The sequence below is a fragment of the Kitasatospora sp. NPDC097605 genome (assembly GCF_040302725.1).
In the GTDB taxonomy this organism is placed as follows: domain Bacteria; phylum Actinomycetota; class Actinomycetes; order Streptomycetales; family Streptomycetaceae; genus Kitasatospora.
Genome location: NZ_JBEOSF010000005.1, coordinates 148,935 through 171,945 on the forward strand (window position 1 = coordinate 148,935; position 23,011 = coordinate 171,945).

General features: G+C 72.5%; 22 protein-coding genes and 1 tRNA gene. 13 read left to right on the forward strand and 10 right to left on the reverse strand.

What is annotated here, in order from left to right; genetic code table 11:
• The first annotated feature begins 744 nt into the window (after window positions 1-744).
• Window positions 745-1,614, forward strand: a complete 870-nt coding sequence (locus tag ABTX81_RS07925; protein WP_350542352.1) for a Fic family protein — start codon at window positions 745-747, stop codon at window positions 1,612-1,614.
• A gap of 318 nt (window positions 1,615-1,932) precedes the next feature.
• On the opposite strand, the gene ABTX81_RS07930 is transcribed toward ABTX81_RS07925, so the two are convergent.
• The gene (locus ABTX81_RS07930) at window positions 1,933-3,450 is read right to left on the reverse strand and encodes an HAD-IA family hydrolase (protein ID WP_350542353.1); all 1,518 of its coding nucleotides are present in this window, start codon (window positions 3,448-3,450) and stop codon (window positions 1,933-1,935) included.
• 381 nt (window positions 3,451-3,831) lie between these two features.
• Here ABTX81_RS07930 and ABTX81_RS07935 point away from each other — a divergent pair, with 381 nt between their 5' ends.
• Window positions 3,832-4,110, forward strand: coding sequence for a site-specific integrase (locus ABTX81_RS07935; protein WP_350542354.1), 279 nt, complete (start codon window positions 3,832-3,834; stop codon window positions 4,108-4,110).
• Window positions 4,111-4,286: 176 nt separating this feature from the next.
• Here ABTX81_RS07935 and ABTX81_RS07940 read toward each other — a convergent pair.
• A tRNA-Tyr gene (locus ABTX81_RS07940) sits at window positions 4,287-4,367 on the reverse strand.
• Window positions 4,368-4,583: 216 nt separating this feature from the next.
• On the opposite strand from ABTX81_RS07940, the gene ABTX81_RS07945 reads away from it, so the two are divergent.
• Window positions 4,584-5,072 carry a YajQ family cyclic di-GMP-binding protein gene (locus ABTX81_RS07945; RefSeq protein WP_350542355.1) on the forward strand — a complete coding sequence of 163 codons (489 nt, stop codon included), beginning with the start codon at window positions 4,584-4,586 and terminating at the stop codon, window positions 5,070-5,072.
• Between the two features lie 71 nt (window positions 5,073-5,143).
• On the opposite strand, the gene ABTX81_RS07950 is transcribed toward ABTX81_RS07945, so the two are convergent.
• Both ABTX81_RS07950 and ABTX81_RS07955 read right to left on the reverse strand, forming a co-directional pair.
• Entirely contained in the window at window positions 5,144-5,644 is a 501-nt protein-coding gene (locus ABTX81_RS07950; RefSeq protein ID WP_350542356.1) for a hypothetical protein, read from the reverse strand.
• A 41-nt stretch (window positions 5,645-5,685) separates the two neighbouring features.
• Window positions 5,686-6,447, reverse strand: a complete 762-nt coding sequence (locus ABTX81_RS07955) for an ArsR/SmtB family transcription factor (RefSeq protein ID WP_350542357.1) — start codon at window positions 6,445-6,447, stop codon at window positions 5,686-5,688.
• A gap of 137 nt (window positions 6,448-6,584) precedes the next feature.
• Here ABTX81_RS07955 and ABTX81_RS07960 point away from each other — a divergent pair, with 137 nt between their 5' ends.
• The 7 genes from ABTX81_RS07960 (at window position 6,585) to mug (ending at window position 14,417) form a co-directional block, all read left to right on the forward strand.
• Complete coding sequence (locus tag ABTX81_RS07960) at window positions 6,585-7,877, forward strand: MFS transporter (protein WP_350542358.1); 1,293 nt, start codon at window positions 6,585-6,587, stop codon at window positions 7,875-7,877.
• A 266-nt stretch (window positions 7,878-8,143) separates the two neighbouring features.
• Window positions 8,144-9,586, forward strand: coding sequence for a glutamate/gamma-aminobutyrate antiporter GadC (gene gadC / locus ABTX81_RS07965; protein WP_350542359.1), 1,443 nt, complete (start codon window positions 8,144-8,146; stop codon window positions 9,584-9,586).
• A complete protein-coding gene (locus ABTX81_RS07970; protein WP_350542360.1) occupies window positions 9,583-10,020 on the forward strand; it encodes a hypothetical protein in 438 nt (145 codons plus the stop codon). The genes gadC and ABTX81_RS07970 overlap by 4 nt, the downstream gene beginning before the upstream one ends.
• 114 nt (window positions 10,021-10,134) lie before the next feature.
• Complete coding sequence (locus tag ABTX81_RS07975) at window positions 10,135-11,487, forward strand: dipeptidase (protein ID WP_350542361.1); 1,353 nt, start codon at window positions 10,135-10,137, stop codon at window positions 11,485-11,487.
• A 58-nt stretch (window positions 11,488-11,545) separates the two neighbouring features.
• Entirely contained in the window at window positions 11,546-12,664 is a 1,119-nt protein-coding gene (locus tag ABTX81_RS07980; protein ID WP_350542362.1) for an aminopeptidase P family protein, read from the forward strand.
• 113 nt (window positions 12,665-12,777) lie between these two features.
• Window positions 12,778-13,848 (forward strand): phosphatase PAP2 family protein, encoded by a 1,071-nt coding sequence (locus ABTX81_RS07985; protein ID WP_350542363.1) that lies wholly within the window; start codon window positions 12,778-12,780, stop codon window positions 13,846-13,848.
• Window positions 13,845-14,417, forward strand: coding sequence for a G/U mismatch-specific DNA glycosylase (gene mug, locus ABTX81_RS07990; protein ID WP_350542364.1), 573 nt, complete (start codon window positions 13,845-13,847; stop codon window positions 14,415-14,417). Before ABTX81_RS07985 ends, mug begins: the two co-directional genes overlap by 4 nt.
• Here the strand turns inward: mug and ABTX81_RS07995 are convergent, their stop codons facing one another.
• Both ABTX81_RS07995 and ABTX81_RS08000 read right to left on the reverse strand, forming a co-directional pair.
• On the reverse strand, window positions 14,418-15,050 hold the full coding sequence (locus ABTX81_RS07995) for a response regulator (protein WP_350542526.1): 633 nt from the start codon (window positions 15,048-15,050) through the stop codon (window positions 14,418-14,420).
• A gap of 11 nt (window positions 15,051-15,061) precedes the next feature.
• Window positions 15,062-16,330, reverse strand: coding sequence for a sensor histidine kinase (locus tag ABTX81_RS08000; RefSeq protein WP_350542365.1), 1,269 nt, complete (start codon window positions 16,328-16,330; stop codon window positions 15,062-15,064).
• A gap of 127 nt (window positions 16,331-16,457) precedes the next feature.
• Here ABTX81_RS08000 and ABTX81_RS08005 point away from each other — a divergent pair, with 127 nt between their 5' ends.
• Window positions 16,458-18,344, forward strand: a complete 1,887-nt coding sequence (locus ABTX81_RS08005) for an FtsX-like permease family protein (protein WP_350542366.1) — start codon at window positions 16,458-16,460, stop codon at window positions 18,342-18,344.
• 332 nt (window positions 18,345-18,676) lie between these two features.
• Here the strand turns inward: ABTX81_RS08005 and ABTX81_RS08010 are convergent, their stop codons facing one another.
• Entirely contained in the window at window positions 18,677-19,516 is an 840-nt protein-coding gene (locus ABTX81_RS08010) for a sigma-70 family RNA polymerase sigma factor (RefSeq protein ID WP_350542367.1), read from the reverse strand.
• A 75-nt stretch (window positions 19,517-19,591) separates the two neighbouring features.
• On the opposite strand from ABTX81_RS08010, the gene ABTX81_RS08015 reads away from it, so the two are divergent.
• Window positions 19,592-20,260: an FMN-dependent NADH-azoreductase gene (locus ABTX81_RS08015; RefSeq protein ID WP_350542368.1), complete on the forward strand. Its 669-nt coding sequence runs from the start codon at window positions 19,592-19,594 to the stop codon at window positions 20,258-20,260.
• 49 nt (window positions 20,261-20,309) lie between these two features.
• Here ABTX81_RS08015 and ABTX81_RS08020 read toward each other — a convergent pair whose 3' ends face one another.
• The 3 genes from ABTX81_RS08020 to ABTX81_RS08030 all read right to left on the reverse strand — a co-directional run bounded on the left by ABTX81_RS08020 (window position 20,310) and on the right by ABTX81_RS08030 (window position 22,245).
• Complete coding sequence (locus ABTX81_RS08020; protein WP_350542369.1) at window positions 20,310-20,714, reverse strand: YccF domain-containing protein; 405 nt, start codon at window positions 20,712-20,714, stop codon at window positions 20,310-20,312.
• Between the two features lie 131 nt (window positions 20,715-20,845).
• A complete protein-coding gene (locus tag ABTX81_RS08025) occupies window positions 20,846-21,796 on the reverse strand; it encodes a M48 family metalloprotease (RefSeq protein WP_350542370.1) in 951 nt (316 codons plus the stop codon).
• Window positions 21,797-21,804: 8 nt separating this feature from the next.
• The gene (locus ABTX81_RS08030; RefSeq protein ID WP_350542371.1) at window positions 21,805-22,245 is read right to left on the reverse strand and encodes a BlaI/MecI/CopY family transcriptional regulator; all 441 of its coding nucleotides are present in this window, start codon (window positions 22,243-22,245) and stop codon (window positions 21,805-21,807) included.
• A gap of 213 nt (window positions 22,246-22,458) precedes the next feature.
• Between ABTX81_RS08030 and ABTX81_RS08035 the strand changes: the two genes are divergently transcribed.
• Window positions 22,459-22,968: a DUF7144 family membrane protein gene (locus ABTX81_RS08035; RefSeq protein ID WP_350542372.1), complete on the forward strand. Its 510-nt coding sequence runs from the start codon at window positions 22,459-22,461 to the stop codon at window positions 22,966-22,968.
• Window positions 22,969-23,011: the final 43 nt, after the last annotated feature.

The following is a 23,011-nucleotide window of genomic DNA, read 5'->3' on the forward strand; positions in this document are numbered from 1 at the left end:
GGAGCAAGCTAGTAGCACCAACCGACAGGCCAGCTTCTACTAGCTTGGGAGCAACTAGTAGGAAGCTAGTAGCAACCACATCACGACCACCCACACAGCACGCCACCAGCAGAGACACCGCTCCTACTAGCCTGGGAGCAACTAGGAGCAAGCTAGTAGCACCAACCGACAGGCCAGCTTCTACTAGCTTGGGAGCAACTAGTAGGAAGCTAGTAGCAACCACATCACGACCACCCACACACCTCAGGGACCGCCATGAAGAGGCCAATGCCTCCGCCGGATGACAGAAGTATTCTGCAGAGCATTGCGCGCGATCCTCAAAAGATGCTTCTCGCACTAGATGCGCCCGAGCTTGGCCCTACGGCTCGATACCTACCCTGGGATGAAATTCGACACCGGAAAGCACCTGACGGGTTAACCCACGAGGAGTGGTGGGCTGCAATCAAGTTCAGTCGACGACAGACACAGCGCGAGATAGCACTGCTCGACAAGAGTGGGCGCCCGTTTAAGTTTTCTCTCCCCGATGTCGTACTACGGGCACTCGAAGAAGTAACCCGAGATGCAAGTGGGCAGATCTCGATCAGCTCCCAGGTCACGAATCCAGCAACGCGCGACCGTTATCTAGTCAGCTCCCTTATCGAAGAATCTATCAACTCAAGTCAACTTGAAGGCGCATCGACCACTCGCAAGGTAGCCAAAGAAATGATTCGTTCCGGACGGTCCCCCAGGGATCGCAGTGAACGGATGATCTACAATAACTACCTTGCGATGCGAATGGTCAGCGATCTAAGGGATGAGGCCCTGACCCCTGATCTGATTCGTGAAATCCATCGCGTCGCAACGGCCGGCACGCTGGACAACCCAGATGCAGCAGGAAGATTCCAGCTTCCCGACGAAGAACGAGTTGGCGTCTATGCCGACTTTGACGATCGGCTACTTCACTCGCCGCCAGCTGCGATCGACCTCCCCGAGAGAGTCGAAAGGCTATGCAAATTTGCCAACGGCGAGCTGGACTCAGGGTACCTTCCGCCGATTCTCCGAGCCCTGACAATTCACTTCATGATTGGATATGACCACCCGTTCGAAGATGGAAACGGCCGAACCGCCAGAATCCTCTTCTACTGGTCGATGCTCAATCAGGGATACTGGCTGACGGAATATGTCGCCATCTCGCCAATTCTCAAATCTGCGCCTTCAAAGTATGTCCAAAGCTACCTTCACACAGAGGACGACGACAACGATCTTACCTATTTCCACATCCACCAACTGCGCGTCCTCCAGCGCGCAATCTCGAAGCTTCATGAATATCTAGCACGCAAGGCCCAGGAGGTCAAGGATCTCCGAAAGTCAATCTCGGCCTCCCAGGAGCTATTCAACCACCGGCAAATCGCCATTCTGGACTACTCCATGAAAAACCCAGGGGCGTCCGTTACGGTGCAATCCCATATGACAAGTCATAATGTTGTATACGAGACTGCGCGAAAGGATCTCCTGGGCCTGGAGCGACTTTCCCTCCTGTCGAAATTTAAGGTCGGGAAGTCTTACGTTTGGACGCCTGTCGAAGATCTTTCAGACCGCCTACGCGACCTGAAAGCGCCTAGCTCTGGCATATGAGCGGCCCCCCGCAGGCAGGGGAACGGCTTGGCCGGTGTACCGTCGAGTCTGGGGTCGAGCATGATCGGGGGCCAGAGCTTCTGCGACTCGGCCAAAGCTCTCTGGACCTGCACAATTTGGCCGAGTGGCAGCCGATTTTGCTCGACGCGGGTCCCACTCCTCACAGGTCGACGAAGCCGTCCAGTCACCGGTCACCAGCCGCTGCTCGAACTCGCCTCCGCCCGCCTCACAACGGCGAGCGGCTGTGCGCGACGCACTGGCGCGTCTGAAGCCTGTCGATCAGTTTCGACTGTCTGTTCAGGCTTCTCTGTGCTTGCGTCAGACCAGTGCATCTGCAAGGTGCTGCATCGATTCGACGACAACGACTGCCCCAATGGCGGCCAGCTTGGCATCTTTCCCAGGCTTGTTCGCGTAGCCGATGGTCGGCACACCGGCCGCATCTCCTGCTTCCACGTCCCGGACAGCGTCACCAATGAACACACAGTCCACCGGTTTACTCCCTGCGGCCGCCATGGCTTCGAGCAGGAGGCGTGGGTTCGGCTTCATGGACGAGGGATCGTCCGGGGCACGCCCAAAGATGCCAGCCACATAGCCGCTGAGACCATGCTCCACAAGGTAGGCATCGATGGCCGCGCCCGCGTTGTTGCTGACCACGGAGACCAGGCGGCCGGAGCGGGCACATGCACGGAGAACAGACTCTCCACCCAGGGTCGGGCGGCTGACCCGAATGGCTTCGGTCTCCAGCGCGGCCAGTGCGACGTCCGTGCGCTCCACTAGATCGGGGCGAGCCTCCGAGACCAGCCGAAGCAGAGCAAGCGGGTCGTCCTCCTCCGCTGCCCCGGACGGGCCCTGCTCGCCGACCGCAAACAGGCCCTCCCGGAGTCGGCGTGCGACCTCCGAGGCAGGGAGGCCGGCGAAGACCGAACACACCGGGCCGTCGAAGTCGAGGAGCACATGCTTCACCGGCCTCAGCACGTCGGCGAGTTGCTGAGCGGTGGCGATCATGACTGCCGCTCGTAGGCGATCGTGCTCCACACGCTGTCGAACCACAGCTGGGCTTGCTGGACGTACTGCGATCCGAGTGAGGCGTCGTCCGAGCCGGCGGCGTGGTGGAACAGGGTGGTGTCCTTGCCGGTGACGTCGTAGAAGGTGTGGGCGGTGTCGTCGATCGCCACGGTGCGCTCGCGGAGCGGGTAGAAGCCGAAGAACGCCTCTGACCGGTTTCAGCTTGAACAGGCTGGATCCCCGGTGGACCTTGACCTCGACGCTGGCCTTCTGGACGAGGCCCAGCTCGGCCAGCATCTCCACCGAGTGCGCGATGCCGCCGGCGTTCGTCAGGGCGATGTTGCGCGCGCGCTGTCGAAGGGCGGCTTCGTCCTGGAGACCGTCGACGAGTACCGGCACCGCCATGGGCGCCGTGGTGTCCGGTAGCAGCAGCCGGATGGTGATGGACTCGGGCGCCAGTCGGCCGGAGCGGACCTTGTCGAGCGGCTTCTGGAGCGCGTTGTGGAGCGTCTCGCTGGAGAAGCCGGCGAAGTCGAGCGTCACCTGCTGCTGCTCGAAGGCGGCTTCGAGGTGAGGCCGCAGCCCGACCGGCCGGGACGTCCGCTCCCGGACGAAGGAGCCGCTCCCCTGCCGGGTCACGATCAGTCCCTCGGTGCGGAGCAGGTCGAGCGCCTTGTCCACCGTGCCGCGCGCCACGCCGAAGTGCTTCGCCAGCTCGGGGCCTGAGGGGAGCTTGTCGCCGGTCTCGAAGCCCCGCTTCTTGGTGAGGATCGAGGCCCGCAGCGAGCTGCCGACCTGCTGATACGGGGGACGCGAGTCGTCCGGGTCCAAGGCCGTGGGCCAACGCTGGGCCGGGTCGTCAGGGATGGGCCGCTGACCGCCAATCCGCTGCCGCTGGTCCAAGGGCAGGCGCCGCCGCAGGTCGAGGAGGAGGTCAACCCCGAGTACGTGATGAGCCCGGAGCAGGCCGCCGCGATGCTGGCGGCGGTCAGAGGCCAGGGGCGGCGCGGGCCGCGGCTGGTGGCGTTCTTCGGGTGCATCTACCACGGGGGGATGCGTCCCGGGGAGGTTGTCCACCTGCGCAGGGACCGCTGTGTGCTGCCTGCGGAGGGGTGAGGGAAGCTCAACCTCAACGGCAACAGCCCCCGGGAGGGATCAGCCTGGACCGAGCCGGCGCTGGACGGCCGGCTGTTCCCGACTTTCCGGGACGGCATGGTGCAGGAGAGCGGCTACGGAGTCGTCTGGGCCGCCGCCCGGGCCGAGGGGCTGAGTCCGGACGAGCAGGCCACCCCGCTCGCGAAGCGGCCGTACGACGGCCGGCATGCCGGGATCTCGCTGTGGCTGGCCTCCGGGGTGGCGCCCACCGAGTGCGCGCGGCGCGCCGGCCACAGCATCGCCGTCCTTCTTCGCGTCTACGCGAAGTGCATCCATGGTGACGAGGAGCACGCCTACCGGCTGATCGCCGAACGCCTGCGGAGGCGGCCCGGTTGATTCTGGTCCGCGCCTGGTCCGCGCCTGGTCCGGAACTGCTGGTCAACGGCGGGATCCGGGCGGGAGGAAGTGGACAAGCTTCGCGAATCGCCCATCCGAGCGTCATGGTTGTTCGAATAAACAAAAACAGCCTCTGATCTACGTTTCCGCAGATCAGAGGCTGTTTCTCTATCCTGTGGCTGGTGCAGGGTTCGAACCTGCGTAGCTTGCGCGACAGATTTACAGTCTGCTCCCTTTGGCCGCTCGGGCAACCAGCCAGGATTTTTGTCTTCCGGGGGCTTGCCCCGTTCGACTGGGTAAACCTTACCTGATGCCGGGGGGTGGTTCGCCACCCGGTTCCGTGGGGGCGGATCGGCGGGTGTGGCGTGGCTGTCCTGGGCGGGGGTGGGGGCGGGCTGGATAGGCTGGGGCGGCGGGCGTCCGGTGGGACGGGCCGTGTCAGTGCAGCCAGAGCATCAAGGAGACCAACACCCATGGCCGACTCCAGTTTCGACATCGTCTCGAAGGTCGAGTGGCAGGAGGTCGACAACGCGATCAACCAGACCTCCCGCGAGATCGCCACCCGCTTCGACTTCAAGAACGTCGGCGCCGAGATCAAGCGCTCCGGCGAGACGATCGAGATGAAGGCCAACGGCGAGGAGCGCGTCAAGGCCATCCTGGACGTGCTGCAGAGCAAGTTCATCAAGCGCAACCTGTCGCTGAAGGCGCTGGACGCCAAGGACCCGCAGCTGTCCGGCAAGGAGTACAAGATCTTCGCGGACGTGAAGGAGGGCATCTCCCAGGACGATGCCAAGAAGATCGCGAAGATCATCCGGGACGAGGGCCCCAAGGGCGTGAAGGCCCAGGTCCAGGGCGACGAGCTGCGGGTGAGCTCGAAGAGCCGTGACGACCTGCAGGCCGTCCAGGCGCTGCTCAAGGGCAAGGACCTGGACTTCGCGATCCAGTACGTGAACTACCGCTGAGCCGAGCGGCGGCCCCGGCCGGGAGCTCTGGAAAGGGCTTCCGACCGGGGCCGCCGTCGTTCTCGGGGGTGTCAGAGGCCGGCGGCCCAGGCGGCGGTGGTGCGGTGGGCGCCGAGGCCGGCGGCGTCGAACTCGTCGTGGGCGGCGGGGTCCGTGTCGGCCAGGCGGACGCCGAGGCGGCGCAGGACGCGGGAGATCGGGCTGCCCTCGGGCGGGAGGGGGTCGAGTTCGCCGCGGGTGAGCGGGCCGAGGTCGAGGCGGCCGTCGGCCCAGAGGGCGGCGCGCTGGGTGCCGGTGCCGCCGAAGTAGTCGGCCTCCACGCAGGCGATCGGGCCGGCCTTGGACCAGGCGGCGAGCCGGCGTTCGAGTCCGTCGGGGAACCAGCCGAAGCCGGCGGCGCCCGGGGAGGCCGGGCCCTCGTCGCCGAACCGGAGGGCCGCCAGGAACTCGGGGGTGGCCGGGATCAGTGCCAGGCCCTGGGCGAGCGGCCGCGGCCGGGCCGCCGAAACCTCGGCGGCCGCCACCGCGACCAGCTCCGCCGGGCCGATCAGCGCCTGAAGTTCGTATGACATTCAGTCATCGTGAACCATGACACCGACAGTCCGCCCGGCGTTTACGATTCCGTGCCCGGTCGGGTATCAGTCCGAGAGTCGGCCGTCGGCTCCGGGCGGACGCCGTACAGCAGGGTGAACAGGGTCGCCTCCACCGCGTCCTCCGTGTCGCTCTCCCCCTCGGCGTTCAACTCGTTCAGGATCTCGTCGAGTTGACCGCGGAGCCGGAGCATCCGCTCGGGCGTGAGCCGGTACGTGACGTGCGAGAACATGCCGGGCAGGCCGACCGCCGAGGCGTCCCGCGAGGTGGTGAAGTCGATGCGGTCGGCCAGCGCGCGGGCGCGGAACTCGCCGCGGACGCGGTCCATCGCGGCGAGCATGGCGCCGTAGGCGTCGACCCGGATCGGCGAGCCGGGCGAGAAGATCTCGGGCGCCAGCCGCAGCGAGTTCTGGGCCGGGGCGTAGCGGCTCTCGACGATGCCGGAGACCAGCCGGGTGCCGGCGACGCGGACCAGCCCGGCCTTCTCCAGCTGCTTGATGTGGCGGTAGAGCTTGGTCTGCGGCTCGTCCAGCGCGGTGGCGATCTCCTTGGCGGTGAGCGGCCCGGAGGGGAGGGCGGCCATCAGGAGGTCGAGGATCGCCAGGCGGAGCGGATCGGCCAGGGCCTTGAGGGTGGCGGCGTCCTCCACCCGGCGCTCCTTGAGCGCGGCGGGGCCGGCGGCGGCGCTTGCGGCGGGGCCGACGGCCGTACCTGCGGCAGGACCGGCGGCGGGGGCGAGGGACTCCTCGTCGACGTTCTCGGCACTCTCGGTGTTCTCGACCACGGCCCCACCCTCGCAGATGGCCGCCGACCCGGGCAATCGAGCATTCACCCTTGCGCGACCGATCACGCCTACGCAATCATTCACGCATTCGTGAATGATGACGCCATCGTGAGTGGCGAGCGGAGGGGAGCAAGCCGATGACGACGGACACCACGGCCGCGAACCGGGCGCCGGCGGCCGCGCCGCCCGTCCCACTACGGCGCAACTGGCGCTTCCAGGCGCTCTGGGCCGGCCAGGCCGGCGCCACCCTCGGCCTGCAGATCGCCGACACCGCCTACCCGCTGCTGCTGCTCGCGCTCACCGGCTCCTCCACCCTCGCCGGGGCGTTCGGGGCCCTGCAGATCGGCGCCTCCCTGCTGTTCGGCGTCCACGGCGGTGCGGTCGCCGACCGCTACGACCGCCGTCTGCTGCTGATCGTCGGCGACTCCGTCCGGCTGATCGCCTGCGCCAGCGTCCCGCTCGCCATGGCCCTGGACCGGCTGACCGTCGCCCACACCCTGCTGGTGGCCGTGGTGATCGGCGCGACCATCGCCTACACCGGCCCGACCCGGCTGATCGCGGTGCGCTCGGTGGTGCCGCCGGAGCAGCTGCGGCAGGCGCTGGCGCAGGACGAGGCGCGGATGAGCGGGGCGGGCCTGGTCGGGCCGCCGCTGGCGGGCGCGCTGTTCGGGCTGGGCCGGGCGGCGCCGTTCATCGGCACGGCGGTCGCCTCGCTGCTCGCGCTCGCCGCCGCGCTGGTGGTGCGGTTCCCGGGCCGGCCGGAGTCCGGGGCGGACAGGGCCGCCACCGCGGACGGCGGCGCGCTGGCCGGCTACCGCTACCTGGCCGGCAACGCCCTGCTCCGCCCGGTCCTCACCCTCGTCCTGCTCATCAACGTCGCGGGAGCCGCGATGCTGCTGCCGGTGATGGTGATCCTGCGCGGCCAGGGCACGTCCAGCGTCGGCATCGGGCTGGCGCTGGCCGGCGAGGCCGTGGGGGCGCTGGCCGGCGCGCTGCTGGTGAGCCGGCTGCACCGGCTGGCCGGGCCCGGGGTGTTGCTGCTCGCGGTGTCCTGGCTGACCGTCCCGGTGCTGCTCGCGCCGCTGCTGCCCGGCGGGGCGGTCACCGTCTTCGCGGCGCTGTTCACGGTGGGCCTGGGGATCCCGACACTGCGGGTGATGATCGACCTGCTGGTGTTCAGCCGGGTCCCGGACGCGCTGCGCGGGCGGGTGATCTCCGCGACGCTGACGATGTTCACGGTCGGGATGCCCGCCGGGACGGTCGGCAGCGGGCTGCTGCTCGACCACCTCTCCCCCGCGGCGGCGCTCGGCGCGGTGGCCGCGCTGCTCGCGGCGGGCCTGGTCCCGGCGACGGCCGGCCGGACGCTGCGCCGCGCCGGCTGGCCCGAGCGGGCACCGGCCGACGCGGAGCAGCCCGCCCCGTCCTCCTGACGTCCGCTCACCGTTCGCTCACGGTCCGCTCACCCGTGCGGGTGCACGCCGCATGCGGCCCCATCGCCAACCGGGTGAACTGGCCGGGTACGGCCCAGCGCCGGCGGGCCACCCCAGGAGGACGCATGAGTTCGATGGACCTACCGTCGTCCGGCCAGGGCAGCCCTGGCGAAGGCGGAGACAGTCCCGGGGGAGCCGGGGGAGGCGTCCGGAACGCCTCCGGACGCGCCGGCGCGGCGGCCACCAGGCTGGTGGACGCGCCCCGGATGTCCTGGCTGACGCTCGCCTTCATGACCACCGCCTCGGTGGCCAGCCTCCGCTCCGCCCCCACCATGGCGGTCTACGGCCTCGCCTGCGTCTTCCTCTACCTCCTGCCGGCCGTCGTCTTCCTGCTGCCGACCGCGCTGGTCTCCGCCGAACTGGCGTCCGGCTGGGAGGGCGGTGTCTACCGCTGGGTCTCGGAGGGTCTGTCGAAGCCGCTCGGTTTCCTGGCCGTCTGGTGCCAGTTCGCGATGACGATCTTCTACTACCCGTCCCTGCTCGCCTACGTGGCCTCCACCATCGCCTATGTGGTCGACCCCTCGCTGGCGAACAACGGCCCGTACACCGCCCTCGTGATCATGGTGCTGTACTGGACCGGCGTCTGGGTCTCCTCCCGGGGCACCCAGGCGGTGGCTGGCCTCTCCTCGGCCGGCCTGGTCATCGGCACGCTGATCCCCGGCACGCTGCTGGTCGTGCTCGGCGCCGTCTTCCTCGGCCAGGGCAACACCTCCGCCGCCCCGATGGACGCCGCGCACCTGTTCCCGGAGTGGACCGGCCTGGCCAGCCTGGTGCTGATCGTCAACAACTTCCTCAGCTACTCCGGCATGGAGATGAACGCGGTGCACGTCTCCTCGCTGCGCGACCCGGCCCGGGAGTTCCCGCGCACGATGTTCACCGCCTCGGGCATGGTGCTGGCGATCTTCATCCTGCCCGCGCTGGCGATCAGCTGGGTGGTGCCCTCCAGCGAGCTGAGCCTGACGGCCGGCGTGATGCAGGCCTTCGACGCCTTCTTCCAGTACTTCCACATCGGCTGGCTCACCCCGGTGATCGCGGTGGCGCTGGTCTCCGCCTCGCTCGGCGGCATGCTCACCTGGCTCGCCGGGCCGTCCAAGGGCCTGCTGATGATCTCCCGCCAGGAGGGGTACCTCCCGCCGTTCCTGCAGAAGCTCAACAGGGAGGGCATCCAGCAGAACCTGCTGGTCACCCAGGGTGTCGTCACCACCGTCATCGCCCTCGCGTACGCCCTGATCCCGAACGTCTCCAGCGCCTACTGGATCTTCTCGGTGATCACCACGCAGGTGTACCTGATCGTCTACCTGCTGATGTTCGCCGCCGCGATCCGGCTGCGCCGCCTCCAGCCGGACCACCCGCGCGGCTACCGGGCGCCGGCGCTGGTGCCGATCGCCGTGACCGGCCTGGTGGCCTCGGCGGCGGCGATGGCGATCGGGTTCGTGCCCTCCTCGCAGTTCGGCAGCGGCTCGGTCTGGTCGTACCTGGCGATCGTCGGCGGCGGCCTGGCGATCCTGGGCCTGGTGATCCCCTACCTGTTCCTGCGGCTGCGCAAGCCGGAATGGCGCTCGCCCGAGGCACGGGCCGAGCTCGCCGCCCTGGAGGCCGCCGAACGCGCGGCGGCGGAGAACCCCGAGCAGGACGGAGGTGCGGCATGACCCGCAACCCGATGGCCTCCCGGCACCGCTGGATCTACCTCGGCGCGATCGTCCTGCTGGTCGTCATGGTGGTCGTCGGCCTGGTCACCTACGAGCAGCTGCACGAGACCAACGAGGCCAACCGCAAGGCCAAGCAGCTCTCCGAGGCACTGGCCGCCGCCGGCTACCCGGTGCCCTCGCAGAACCAGATCGTGCACACCCTGGGCGAGGACGGCGGCGCGGTCTGCGAGGACCCGGCCGGCGCGCTGCAGCAGGCGCAGTGGAAGTACGGCATGTCCACCGGAGCGGACGGCCCCGGCCAGCGCCCGGTGCTCTCCGACCGCGAGGTGATCCTGGCGGAGACGATCGTGCTCTCGGTGTACTGCCCGGACAAGCTCGCCGCCATCAAGGACAAGATCGACGACCTCAAGCTCGAGGACACCGTCCGCAACTGACGCCCCGGCCCCAGCCTCGAAGCCCCACCACCCCCGAAGCCCCACCCCCCGAAGCCCCACCACCCCCGCGGCCTCCAGTCCCCACGGCCCACCGCCCCCAGAGGAGCCGTCACCATGACCGACGAACTCGCCCGCCGGATCGCCGCCCTGATGCCGCGCGCCAGAACCGACCTGGCCGAGCTGGTCGCCATCCCCTCCGTCGCCGACCCGCGCCAGTACCCGCCGGAGAAGTGCCGCCAGGCCGCCGAGTGGGTCGCCGCCGCCTTCGCCGACGCCGGCCTGCGCGACGTCCACCTGGAGGAGACCCCGGACGGCAGCCACGCCGTGGTCGGCCACCGTCCGCCCCCGCCCGGCGCGCCGACCGTCCTGCTCTACGCCCACTACGACGTCCAGCCCCCGCTCGACGACGCCGCCTGGACCTCCCCGCCGTTCGAGCTCACCGAGCGCGACGGCCGCTGGTACGGGCGCGGCGCCGCCGACTGCAAGGGCAACATCGTCATGCACCTCACCGCGCTGCGGGCGCTCGGCGACGACCTGCCGGTCGGCCTCAAGCTGGTCGTCGAGGGCTCCGAGGAGCAGGGCACCGGCGGCCTGGAGGCCTATGTGCCGCCGCACGCCGGCGAGCTGCACGCCGACGCGCTGCTGATCTGCGACACCGGCAACGCGGCGGTCGGCCTCCCCACCGCCACCACCTCGCTGCGCGGCGTCACCAATGTGGTGGTCACCGTCGCCGCGCTCGAGGGCGACATGCACTCCGGCATGTTCGGCGGCCCGGCCCCGGACGCGCTGGCCGCGCTGATCCGCGTCCTCGACTCGCTGCGCGACGCCGACGGCGGCACCCGGATCGACGGTCTGGACAACGACGGCACCTGGAGCGGCGTCGGCTACGACGAGCAGCGGTTCCGCGCCGACGCGGGCGTCCTGGACGGCGTCCGGCTGACCGGCTCCGGCACCGTCGCCGACCGGCTCTGGGCCCGGCCCGCCGTCACCGTGCTCGGCATCGACTGCCCGCCGGTGGTCGGCTCCGCCGCCGCGATCCCGGCCACCGCCCGGGCCCGGGTCAGCCTGCGCGTCCCGCCCGGCACCGACGCGCGCGCCGCCCAGGCCGCGCTCACCGCCCATCTGGAGGCCGCCGCGCCGTGGGGCGTGCGGATCGCGGTGGCGCCGGAGAGCGTCGGCTCGCCGTTCCGCGCCGCCACCGGCGGGCCCGCGTACGCGGCGCTCGACAAGGCCATGCAGGAGGTCTACGGCCGGCCGATGTCCTTCCTCGGCCAGGGCGGCTCGATCCCGCTCTGCACCGTGTTCGCCACCACCTTCCCGGAGGCGGAGATCATCCTGATGGGCGTCGAGGAGCCGCGCTGCCTCATCCACGCGCCCAACGAGAGCGTCGACCCCGGCGAGATCGAGCACATGGCCCACGTCGAGGCGCTGTTCCTCCGGCACTACGCCAACTCGCACCGCTCGTGATGAAGTTGACGCACATCCGGCCGAAGTCATCGCCGCGCTCCCCCACCAGGAGACCCGCATGCCCCGAGAGTTCACCACCGAGGACTACCGCACCCGCCTGGAGCGGGCCACCGCCGCCGCCGCGGGCGCCGGGCTGTCCGGCCTGGTCGTCGCCCCCGGCCCCGACCTCGTCTACCTGACCGGCTACCAGCCGACCGCGATCACCGAACGGCTCACCGCGCTCGTCCTCACCTCCGGCCGCGAGCCCGCGCTGATCGTCCCCACCCTGGAGCGCCCCGACGCCGAGAGGGCCCCCGGTGCCCCCGCCGTCCGGCTGGTCGACTGGACCGACGGCCAGGACCCGTACGCCACCGCCGCCCCGCTGATCGACCGCGCCGGCCGCTACGGGATCTCCGACAACGCCTGGGCGATGCACCTGCTCGGCCTCCAGGCCGCCCTGCCGGGCACCGGCTGGACCTCGCTCACCGAGACCCTGCCGATGCTGCGCGCGGTCAAGGACACGGACGAGCTGGAGCGCCTCGCCGCGGCCGGCGGCGCCGCCGACGCCGCCTACCGGGGCATCCTGGAGGTCACCTTCGCCGGCCGCCGGGAGACCGACGTCGCCGCCGACCTCGCCGCGCTGCTCATCAAGTACGGGCACAGTCAGGTCGACTTCACCGTGGTCGGCTCCGGACCCAACGGCGCCAACCCGCACCACGAGGCCGGCGACCGGGTCATCGAGCCCGGCGACACCGTCGTGCTGGACTTCGGCGGCCTCAAGGACGGCTACGGCTCCGACACCACCCGCACCGTGCACGTCGGCGCCGACGTCCCGGACGAGGTGCGCAAGGTCCACGAGGTCGTCCGCCAGGCGCAGCAGACCGCGTTCGAGGCCGTCCGGCCCGGGGTGAGCTGCCAGGAGATCGACCGGATCGCCCGCCGGGTCATCACCGAGGCCGGGTACGGCGAGTACTTCATCCACCGCACCGGCCACGGCATCGGCATCACCACGCACGAGCCGCCGTACCTGGTCGAGGGCGAGGAGCGGCCGCTGGTGCCGGGCATGTGCTTCTCGATCGAGCCTGGCGTCTACCTGCCCGGCCGGTTCGGGGTGCGGATCGAGGACATCGTGACGGTCACCGAGCAGGGCGGGCGGCGGTTCAACAACACCCCGCACGAGCTGGGCATCGTGTCCTGAGTCACTCCCGGGCCGCTTCCGCTGCGCCGGCCGGGGCAATTCTGAGCCCTTCCTGAACGGACCGCCGTTCACACCGAGAGTTCTCCAAGATTGCCTTGCTAGCTTCGACCGGCATGACCAGAATGCTCCGCCCGGCGCCGCCCACCCCTCCCGAGAGCGCCGGGCGGCTGCGTCCGGCGACCGGCGACCGGACCGGCGCGCGCTCCGGCGCCCTGGCCCGGCTCCGACTGCTGGCGTGGCCGCTCTACCTCACCGCCCTGCTGTGGTACCTGGGCACCTACGGCCTGCCCTACACCAATGACCTGGTCTTCCTGTGGCTGATGGGCGCCCTGGTGGCCGCCGGTGTGCACAGCGGGCACGGCGCGCGCGGCTTCCTGCTGGTACTGCGCGACTGGGTGCCGGTGATGGCGGTCGTCTGGACGTACTCGCTGCTGCGCGGCTACGGCGCGCACACCCCCTGGGGCCCGTACCTGTGGCCGCAGCAGCGCTTCGACGAGGTCCTCGGCTTCGGCGAGACGCTGACCGTCCGGCTCCAGCACGGGCTCTACACGCCCGGCTCGCCGCAGTGGTGGGACTACGCGGCGGTCACCGTCTACATGTCGCACTTCTTCGCGGTCTTCGTGATCCTCGCGGTGCTGTGGCGCCGCCGCCACGACCGGTTCCGGCACCTGCTCGCCTGCTACCTGGTACTGACCTTCGCCGGCTTCGCGACGTACATCCTCTACCCGGCGGTGCCGCCGTGGCTGTCCTCCCAGGAGGGCCACCTGCCGGAGCTGACCCGGGTGGTCTCGGACGTGCTCACCGAGAGCGGGCTGCCGCGGGCCGCGTCGGTGTTCGAGAACGGCAGCCAGTTCGCCAACGACGTCGCCGCGATGCCCTCGCTGCACTCGGCCTACCCGGCGATGCTGCTGTTCTTCTTCTGGCCGACGGCCGCCCGGTGGGTGCGGGTCCTGCTGGTCGCGTACCCGCTCGCGATGACCTTCGCCCTGGTGTACGGGGCCGAGCACTACCTGCTGGACGTCTTCGTCGGCTGGGCGTACGCGGCCGCGGCGGTGTACGGCGTGCGGTGGCTGCGGGAGCGGCGCCGGGCCAGGTCGCTGGCGGCGAGCCGGGCGGCGGTGGCCCCGGCGGCGCCGGGGGCGGAGGCGGGGACGCCGGTGTCCACCGGCACACTGGACCGGTGACCGAGAAGCCGACCACGGCGCCCAGGCCGACCGCCGAGCAACTGCTCGCCGCCCGCGACACCACGATCGAGGACGTCACCGCCCCCGGTCTGCGCGTCCTGTTCTGCGGCATCAACCCCGGGCTCTGGTCCGGGGCCACCGGCCACCACTTCGCCCGCCCGGGCAACCGGTTCTGGCCCGCCCTGCACCGCTCCGGCTTCACGCCCCGCCAGTTCCGCCCGGACGAGCAGCGGCAGCTGCTCGACCTCGGCCTCGGCATCACCAACGTCGCCCCGCGCACCACCGCCAAGGCCGACGAGCTGACCGCCGACGAGCTGCGGGCGGGCGGCGCCGCGCTCACCGAACGGGTGCTGCGGCTGCGCCCCCGGGTGCTGGCGGTGCTCGGCATCGGCGCCTACCGCACGGCCTTCGGCCGGCGGACGGCGTCGATCGGGCGGCAGGAGCGGACCATCGGGGACACCGAGGTCTGGGTGCTGCCCAACCCCAGCGGCCTCAACGCCCACTACACCCCGGACGCGCTGGCGGCGGAGTTCGCCAGGCTGCGCGAGGCGGTCGAGGGCGCCGGCTAGCTACGCCCGGAGGAACTCCAGCACCGCCAGCACCCGGCGGTGCGTCTCCTCCGCCGGGGGCAGGTCCAGCTTCATCAGGATGTTGCCGATGTGCTTGCCCACCGCCGCCTCCGACACCACCAGCTCGCGGCAGATCGCCGCGTTGGAGCGGCCCTGCGCCATCAGCGCCAGCACCTCGCGCTCACGCGGGGTCAGCCGCTCCAGCGGGTCCCGGCGGCGGCGCAGCAGCTGGCGGACCACCTCCGGGTCGACCACCGTCCCGCCGGCCGCCACCTCGGCGACCGCCGCCGTGAACTCCTCGATCTGGCCGATCCGGTCCTTCAGCAGATAGCCGACGCCGGAGCCGTCCCCGGAGTCCAGCAGCTCCGCCGCGTACGAGCGCTGCACGTACTGGCTGAGCACCAGAACCGGCAGGCCGGGGCGCCGCTCGCGCAGGGCGACCGCCGCGCGCAGCCCCTCGTCGGTCTGGCCGGGCGGCATCCGGACGTCGGTGACGACGAGGTCCGGCGCGTGCTCCTCGACCGCCGCGCGCAGTGCCCCGGCGTCGCCGACGGCGGCCACCACCCGGTGTCCGAACCGGGCCAGCAGGCCGACCAGCCCCTCGCGGAGCAGCACGCCGTCCTCGGCGAGCACGATCCTCGAACTCACCGGGCCGCTCCTCCGTCGACGGGGGCGCAGGGGATCTCCACCCGCACCAGGGTCGGTCCGCCGGGCGGACTGCTGACCGTCAGTGTGCCGTCCACGACCGCGACCCGGTCGGCCAGCCCGGTCAGGCCGGTGCCCCGTCCGGGGTCGGCGCCGCCGCGGCCGTCGTCGGCCACCTCGATGGTCAGCCGGCCGTCCGCGTACCGGCCGTCGATGCTCGCCGTGCTCGCGCCGCTGTGCTTGGCGACGTTGGCGAGGGCCTCGGTGACGGCGAAGTAGCCGGCCGACTCGACCGGCGCCGGGAGCCGGGCGGGCAGGGCGAAGCGGGTGGCGACCGGGACCGGCGAGCGGTCGGCGGCGTCCGCGCAGGCCTCCGGCAGGCCGCGGTCGGTGAGCACCTGGGGGTGGATGCCGTTGATCAGCTCCCGCAGTTCGGCCAGGACCTCGCCCGCCTCGCGGTGCGCCTCGGCGAGCCGGGCGGCCAGCGGGCCGTCCGGCGGCGCGTCCAGCCGGGCCAGTCCGAGCGTCATCCGCAGGGCCACCAGGCGCTGCTGGGCGCCGTCGTGCAGATCGCGTTCGATCCGGCGCCGCTCCGCCTCGAAGGCGTCCACCAGCCGGGCCCGGGAGCGGACGAGTTCGCCGATCCGCCGCTCCTGCCGGTCGGGCCCGAGCAGCAGCCGCACCAGTCCCGCCCGGGCGGCCGCCGCCAGCGCCAGCGGGTGGCGGAGCAGCGGCAGCAGGGCGAGGCCGGCCAGCCCGCACAGCGTGGCCGTCCCCAGCGAGTGGACCTGCCAGATCTTGAGGACGTTGACCTGCTCGCCGTCCAGCAGGAGCAGCGGGACGGCGGCCAGCAGATGGCCGGGGACGACGAGGGCGCAGCCGGCCACGGTCAGGTCGACCGGCCAGAGCACGAACGCGGCGAGCACGGTGAAGCCCAGCTCGCGCCAGGTCGCCCGCTCGCGGTAGCGCAGCCGCAGCCAGGCCCCGAGGCCGGGGCGCTCGGGGACGCGGTGCGGGTCCGGCACCCGTCCGCCGTCCAGGAACCGGGCCAGCCGGCGCTCCCAGGCCGCGACCGGCAGGCCGACCAGGGCGAGCGCGGCCAGCAGCGGCAGCCCGACCAGCAGCACCGCCAGCACCCCGGCGGCCGTCACGGACAGCAGCAGGCCGGCGCAGAGCAGCAGCCCGGTCAGCCCGGTCGCCAGCAGGTACCCGGCCGCCCGCCACGGGGCCGCCGAGCGCCGGAACCCCGGCCGCGGCACTCCGTCCATCACACCCCTCCCCCGATGCGCCCACCCTAGAGGCCGGTTGACGGCCCGTCGGTAGAGCCTGCCCTACCTTCCGAGGTGGCCCCCGGCCTGCTGCGCCGCCCCGCCCCGCAGCGGTTCGCTGGACGTCATGAGAATGCTGCGGATCGCGCTCAAGTCACTGAAGGCCCGCCAGGTCTCCCTGGCCGGCGCCTTCCTCGCCCTCGCGCTCGGCGTCGCGATGACCGCCGTGATGCTGCTCGGCCTCGCCTCGGCCGTGGGCGCGCCCGGCGGGGAGGAGCTGGTGTCGCTGGTCGCCGCGCTCGGCACCGCGGGCGGGGTGAGCGCCTTCGTCTCGGCGTTCGTCGTCGCCTCCACCTACTCCTACGCGGTCGCCCAGCGCCGCCGTGAACTCGGTCTGCTGCGGCTCGCCGGCGCCACCCGCGCGCAGGTCCGCCGCACGGTGCTCGCCGAGGCGCTGCTGCTCGGCGCCGCCGCCTCCGCCACCGGCTGCCTGCTCGGCCGGCTCGGTGCGCCCGCGCTCGTCCGGTGGCTGTCCGACGTCGGCATGGCCCCGCCCGGCTTCGCCCTCGCCCCGGCCGGCTGGCCGCTGCCCGCCGCCTTCGCCACCGGCCTGCTGGTCGCGCTCTCCGGTGTCGCGGTCGCCGCCCACCGGGCCGGGCGGGTCGGCCCGCTGGACGCCCTGCGCGCGGCCGACCTCGACTCCGGTGTGCTGACCGCCGGACGGCTGCTGGCCGGCCTCGGCCTGCTGCTCACCGCCGCCGTCCTGGCCGGCACCGCGCTCGCCGGCGACCCCGCCGACCTGCTGCACCGCAAGACGTACACCACCCAGCCGATGTGGCTGATCTCCGCGGCCGGACTGCTCTCGCCGCTGCTCGCCCCGCCGCTGGTCCGTCTGCTGGGCCGGGTCGTGCCCGTCCGGTTCGCCGGGTACGCGGGCCGGCTGGTGACCGCCGGTGCCGCCGCCGCGCTGCGCCGGACGGGCGCGGTCGCCGCACCGGTACTGGTCGCGGTCGCGCTGACCGGCTCGCTCGCGGGCGCGCTGGACACGGTGGGCGCCGCCCGGGCCGCCGAGGCGCGCGCCCGCACCGCCGCCGACCTGGTCGTCCTCCCGGCGCCCGGCGCCGATGCTCCGCTGCTCGCCGCGCTGCGCGCCGTCCCGGGCGTGGCGGCCCTGTCGCCCACCGCGCCGACCGTCCTCGGCCTGGTCGAGCCGGACGGGGTGACGGTCCGCTCCGAGGCCCGCGCGGTCGCCGATCCGGCGGGCCTGGCCGCCCTCGCCCGGCTGCCGCTGCTGGCCGGGTCGACGGCCGGGCTCGACGACCGCTCGCTCGTCCTGCCCGCCGAGTGGGGGCACCGGACGGTCGGCGAGCCGGTCCCGGTGGTGCGCGCCGACGGCAGCCGGACGACGCTGCGGGTGGCCGCCGTGCTGCGCGACGGGCTCGGCGACAACGGCCTGTACGTGACCGCGGCCAACGCCCCGGGCGCCCGCGTCGACCGCGTCGAGGTCCGCCTCGGACCGGCGGCCCGGGCGGCCGACGTCCGCGCCGCCGCCCTGCCGCACGGCGCCGAGGTCCTCACCCGCGAGCAGTGGCTCGCCGCCGGGGCTCCCGCCCGGATCACCTGGCTGCGGATGGCCCTCGTGCTCGGCCTCGCCCTCGTCTACACCGGTATCGCGCTCGCCAACACCCTGCTCATGGCCACCGCCGACCGGCGTCGCGAACTGGCCCTGCTTCGCCTCGCCGGGGCGACCCGGGGCCAGGTGGTCCGGCTGGTGACCGCCGAATCGGTGCTGGTGACGGCGGTCGGCGCGGTGCTCGGCTGCGCGGTGGCCGCCGTCCAGCTCGGTTCCCTGCGCGCGGCCCTGGCGGTGCTGCGGGTGCCCGCGCCGCTCGTCCTGCCGTGGCGGCCGGTCGCCGCGGTGACGGCCGGCGCGCTGCTGCTCGCGGCCGTCTGCGCCGCCCTGGCCGCGGCCTGGGCGCTGCGCCCGCGCCCGGTGGCCGCCGCAGCGCGCTGAGCCCCGGCCCCGTCTCAGACCGCCGTCAGTCCCGCCGGCAGCCCCTGGCCGCGCAGCTCCCGCAGCTCGCGGATCAGCGCCCGGACGGCCGCCGTGCCCGCCGGGCGCGCCGAGCAGGGCGGTCCGGGGCAGGATCGCCATCCCCAGGCCCCGGGACACCAGGGAGACGGCCACCGTGTCGTCCTCGACGTCGATGGTCGAGGGCGGGATCCAGTCCTGCCGGGCCCACCAGTCGCGGGTGCAGGAGCCGCAGTTCTCGTCGTCGACGCCTTCCTCGGCATGCTGCGCGGGGCCGAGACCGGCAAGATGATCGTCCAGTTCGCCGGAGCGCCCTAGTCCAGCAGGGTCACCTCCGCCGCCGCCAACCGCGCCGGGTCCGCGACCACCTCGAAGGCGGCCACCCGCCCGTCCCGCACGGTGAACCGCAGCAGCAGCCACAGCCGCCCGTCCGGCGCGATCGCCGCACCGACCGCGCCGTCCACCAGCACCGGCACCCCGAAGCGCGCCCGCCGCCCGATCACCCGGGTCTCCCGGGCCACCGCCCCGGCGCCGCGCCGCACGGTCGGGCGGCCGGCGGGCAGCGCGGCCGGGTCGGCCCGGCGCACCACGTCCGGCGCGAGCACGGCGAGCAGCCCGTCCAGGTCACCGCCGCGGGCGGCGGCCAGGAACGCCTCCACCACCTGCCGGTCGCCCGTCCCCCGCTCCTGCCCGGCCCCCTTGACCCGCTGCCGGGCCCGGCTCGCCAGCTTCTTCGCGGCCACCGTGTTCCGCCCGACGATCGGCCCGATCTCGTCGAACGGCACCGCGAACCCGTCGTGCAAGACGAAGGCGACCCGCTCCGCCGGACCCAGCCGGTCCAGCACCACCAGCATCGCCCGGCCCACCTCCTCGACCAGCTCCAGCTCCGCCTCCGGCCCGTCCACCACCCCCTCGACCACCGTCACCTCGGTCTTCCTGGCCCTCAGCACGTCCAGACAGATCCGCGACACCACCGTGGTCAGCCACCCCGGCAGGTTCCCCAGCTCCGCCGCGTCGACCCGCTCCAGCCGCAGCCAGGCCTCCTGCACGGCGTCCTCGGCCTCCGCCGTCGACCCGAGCATCCGCCGCGCCACCGCCCCCAGCCGCCCCCGCTCGGCCTCGAACCGCACCGCCAGCTCCTCGCGCCCGTCCATCAGTCACCTTTCCGTCCGCGCCCTCGTCACGGGGTTGACGATGCCCACTCCCCGAAGGTGACCAGGAGCCTCCTCATGACCGCCTTGCTCCACCTGGACTCCAGCGCGAGCCCGACCGACCAGTCCGTCAGCCGCCGCCTGACCGCCTGCTTCGCCCGCGCCTGGCAGGCCCGCCACCCCGGCGCCGGCTACCGCCACCGCGACCTCGCCGCCGACCCGGTCCCGCTGATCGGCGCCGGCTACGCCTCCCTCGGCGTGCGCGTCGAACGCCAGGCCGGCCCCGTCCCGCTCTCCTCCGTCTCCTCCTTCGCCACCACCGACGCCGAGCAGCACGAGTGGTCCCTGACCCACCCGCTGATCACGGAACTCCACGCGGCCGACACCCTCCTGCTCGGCGTCCCGATGTACAACTTCACGATCCCCGCCGCCCTCAAGGCCTGGATCGACCGCGTCACCTTCCCCGGCGCCCACACCGGCCGCCTCACCGCCACCCGCGTCATCGTCGTCACCGCCCGCGGCGGCGGCTACGGCCCGGGCACCCCGCGCGAGCCCTTCGACTTCCAGACCCCGTACCTGCGCGCCTGGTGCACCGAACACCTCGGCATCCCGGACGCCAGCCTCCGCTTCATCCACGCCGAACTCACCCGCGCCGCCGACATCCCCGCCCTCACCCCCTACCGCGACCTCGCCACCACCTCCCTCACCACCGCCCGCACCGCCCTGAGCGACCTGGCCACCACCTGACACACGGAAGGGCCGGCGGGTGACCCGCCGGCCCTTCTCCGCCGCTCCCCTACCGCCGCCCACCCCACGGCTCGTCCGTCGACACGATCTCCCGCCCCAGCGGCATCAGCGACACCGGAATCAGCTTGAGGTTCGCCCACCCGAACGGGATCCCGATGATCGAGAGGAACAGCGGAATGCTGGTGACCAGGTGCATCAGCGCCAGCCACCACCCGGCGAAGACCAGCCAGATCACGTTCCCGATGCACGAGGGCGCCCCCGCGTCCGGCCGCTCCACAGCCGTCCGCCCGAACGGCCAGATCACGAACCCCGCCAGCCGGAACGAGGCGATGCCGAAGGGAATGGTGATGATCAGAATGCAGCAAATGATGCCGGCGATCACATAACCGATCGCCATCCAGAACCCGCAGAACACCAGCCAGAGCACATTCAGTACGAACCCGATCACCTTCATGCCTGGCACCTTCTCACGTACGACGACTGCCCCCTACGACCACCGATGCCCGCTGAGCTGCGTGTCTATCCGCTCAGGGGCCACACCTCAGGGAACGCTCCGGGTCCGGCCCTCCTCACGGAGGAGACGGGTCAGAGGGGCGTGACGGCCTTGAGGATGAGGAGGAGGGCGACGGCGGCGTTGAGGGCGGAGAGGGCGGAGGCGGCGGTGCCGAGGGCGGCGACGAGGGCGGCGAGGCCGGCGGGGGTGTGGGCGGGGGGCCAGTTGCGGGTGGTGGGGACGGGGCCGAGGAGGGCGGCGACGCGGCGGGGGACGGGGCCCGGGGCGGCGAAGGCGGGGAAGGCCGCGTAGGCGGCGGGCGGGCGGTGGGAGGCGAGGGCGGCGCGGGCAACGGCGCGGGCGGTGACCCGGCGGTCGCCGACGGCCTGGGCGGACTCCTCGTCGGCCCAGCGCTCCGCGCTGTAGGCGACGGCGCGCTCCAGCGGGCGCAGGAACGGGTTGACGCAGCCGGCCAGCTGGGTGGCCAGCAGATGGCGGTGGTGCCGGTGGGTCAGGTGGGCGCGCTCGTGGGCGAGCAGCGCGGCGCGCTCGTCCTCGGCGAGGCCGGCCAGCATGCCGGTGGAGACGACCACCCGGCCGGGCGAGCGCGGCGAGCCGGGGAGCGCGTAGGCGTACGGGGCCGGGTCGGGCAGCAGGGCGATGTCGGAGGAGGCGGGCAGGGCCCGGCCGAGGGCGCGCCGGGCCCGGGCGCGGATCCGCAGGTGGCGGGTGAGCGTGCGGCCGACGGCGGCCAGGACGACGGCGAGGACGAGCAGCGCCGCCGTGCCGACCGTCTCGTGGTACGGCAGCGCGGCCCGGACCTCGGGGTCGGACCAGCTGTCGGGCAGCGGGTTGCCGGGGATCTGCGCGGTGCCGACGACGCCGATCAGGGCCAGGCAGAGCGCGCTGCACAGGGCCATCACGATGCTGATCGCGGTGAGCAGCCGGGCCGCTCCGCGCGGGTGGAGGTGCTGCTCGGTGAGGCGGGCGATGGGCAGCGCCGTCAGCGGCAGGACGAGGGGGAGGAAGACGAAGACGCCCACGGAGGAGCTCAGCCTTCGGGGTCGGGGGCCGGGGCGGAGGCGCTGTCGAGCAGGGTGCGCAGCAGCTCCTCGTCGTGCGGGAGGAGCGCGGTGACGAAGCTCGCGAGCACGGCGTCCCGGTCGGGCTCGCCGTCGAGGACGCGGCGCATCCTCAGGGCGGCGAGGCCGGCCGCGTCGGAGGAGGCCTGCCAGAGGTAGGAGCGGCCGGAGCGGGTGCGGGTGACGGCGTCCTTGGCGTGCAGCCGGGAGAGGATGGTCATCACGGTGGTGTAGGCGAGGTCGCCGTCGAGGCGTTCCTGGACCCAGCCCGCGGTGACGGGGCCGGGTGCCCGCTGGAGCACCGCCAGCACCTGCGCCTCCAGCTCGCCCTGGCCGCGCCGGCGGGCCCGCGGGTCGCCGGCCACCGGGGTGCGGGTGTCCGCTGCGTCCTCTGCGGTGTCCTCTGCCATGCCGGTCATCCTAACGAGGAGGTAAAGGACCGGGAATCAGACCGGTACCGGCCGGCCGGCGGCGGCGGGCGGGGGCGCGGGACGGGTCACCCGAACAGGCGCGGCCCGGTTGCCCGGCACCGGCCCGGGTTGGACGGTCGAAGTCCGCACGTCTCTCCGCACACCTGTCCGGGAGTGCCTGTCCGGCCCCGGCGTCCGGTCCTGGAGGAACCCATGAGCAGCACGTCGACCCCGCCGCCCGGCCAACCGCCACCGGACCGGCCCCCGCCGTCCGAGGAGGCCCCGCCGCCCTGGCGCCACGGCACGGGGCAGCCGCCCCCGCCGCCGTCGCAGCACCGGTTCCGCGAGTGGGCGCCCGGGTTCGTGATGTTCGCGGGTGTCCTGATGCTCATCAACGGCATCATGGAGGTCCTGCGGGGCATCATGGCGGTCCACGACGACGAGGTCTTCCTGACCACCAACCGCTATGTCTTCCGCTTCGACCTCACCGGCTGGGGCTGGATCCACATCGTCGTCGGCGCGCTGGTCGCCCTGGTCGGCGCCTTCCTCCTCAAGGGCGCCGCCTGGGCCCGGTACGCCGGTATCGTCCTCACCGCGGTGAGCGCCATCGACGCCTTCCTGTCGATGCCGTACTACCCGGGCTGGTCGATCGTGGTGATCGCGCTGGACGTCTTCATCATCTGGGCGCTGTGCGTCTACCGGCCCGCGGAGGCCGGCCACTGATCCCGACGCTCGCGGCCCGGTCCCGCACGCGGTACGGGACCGG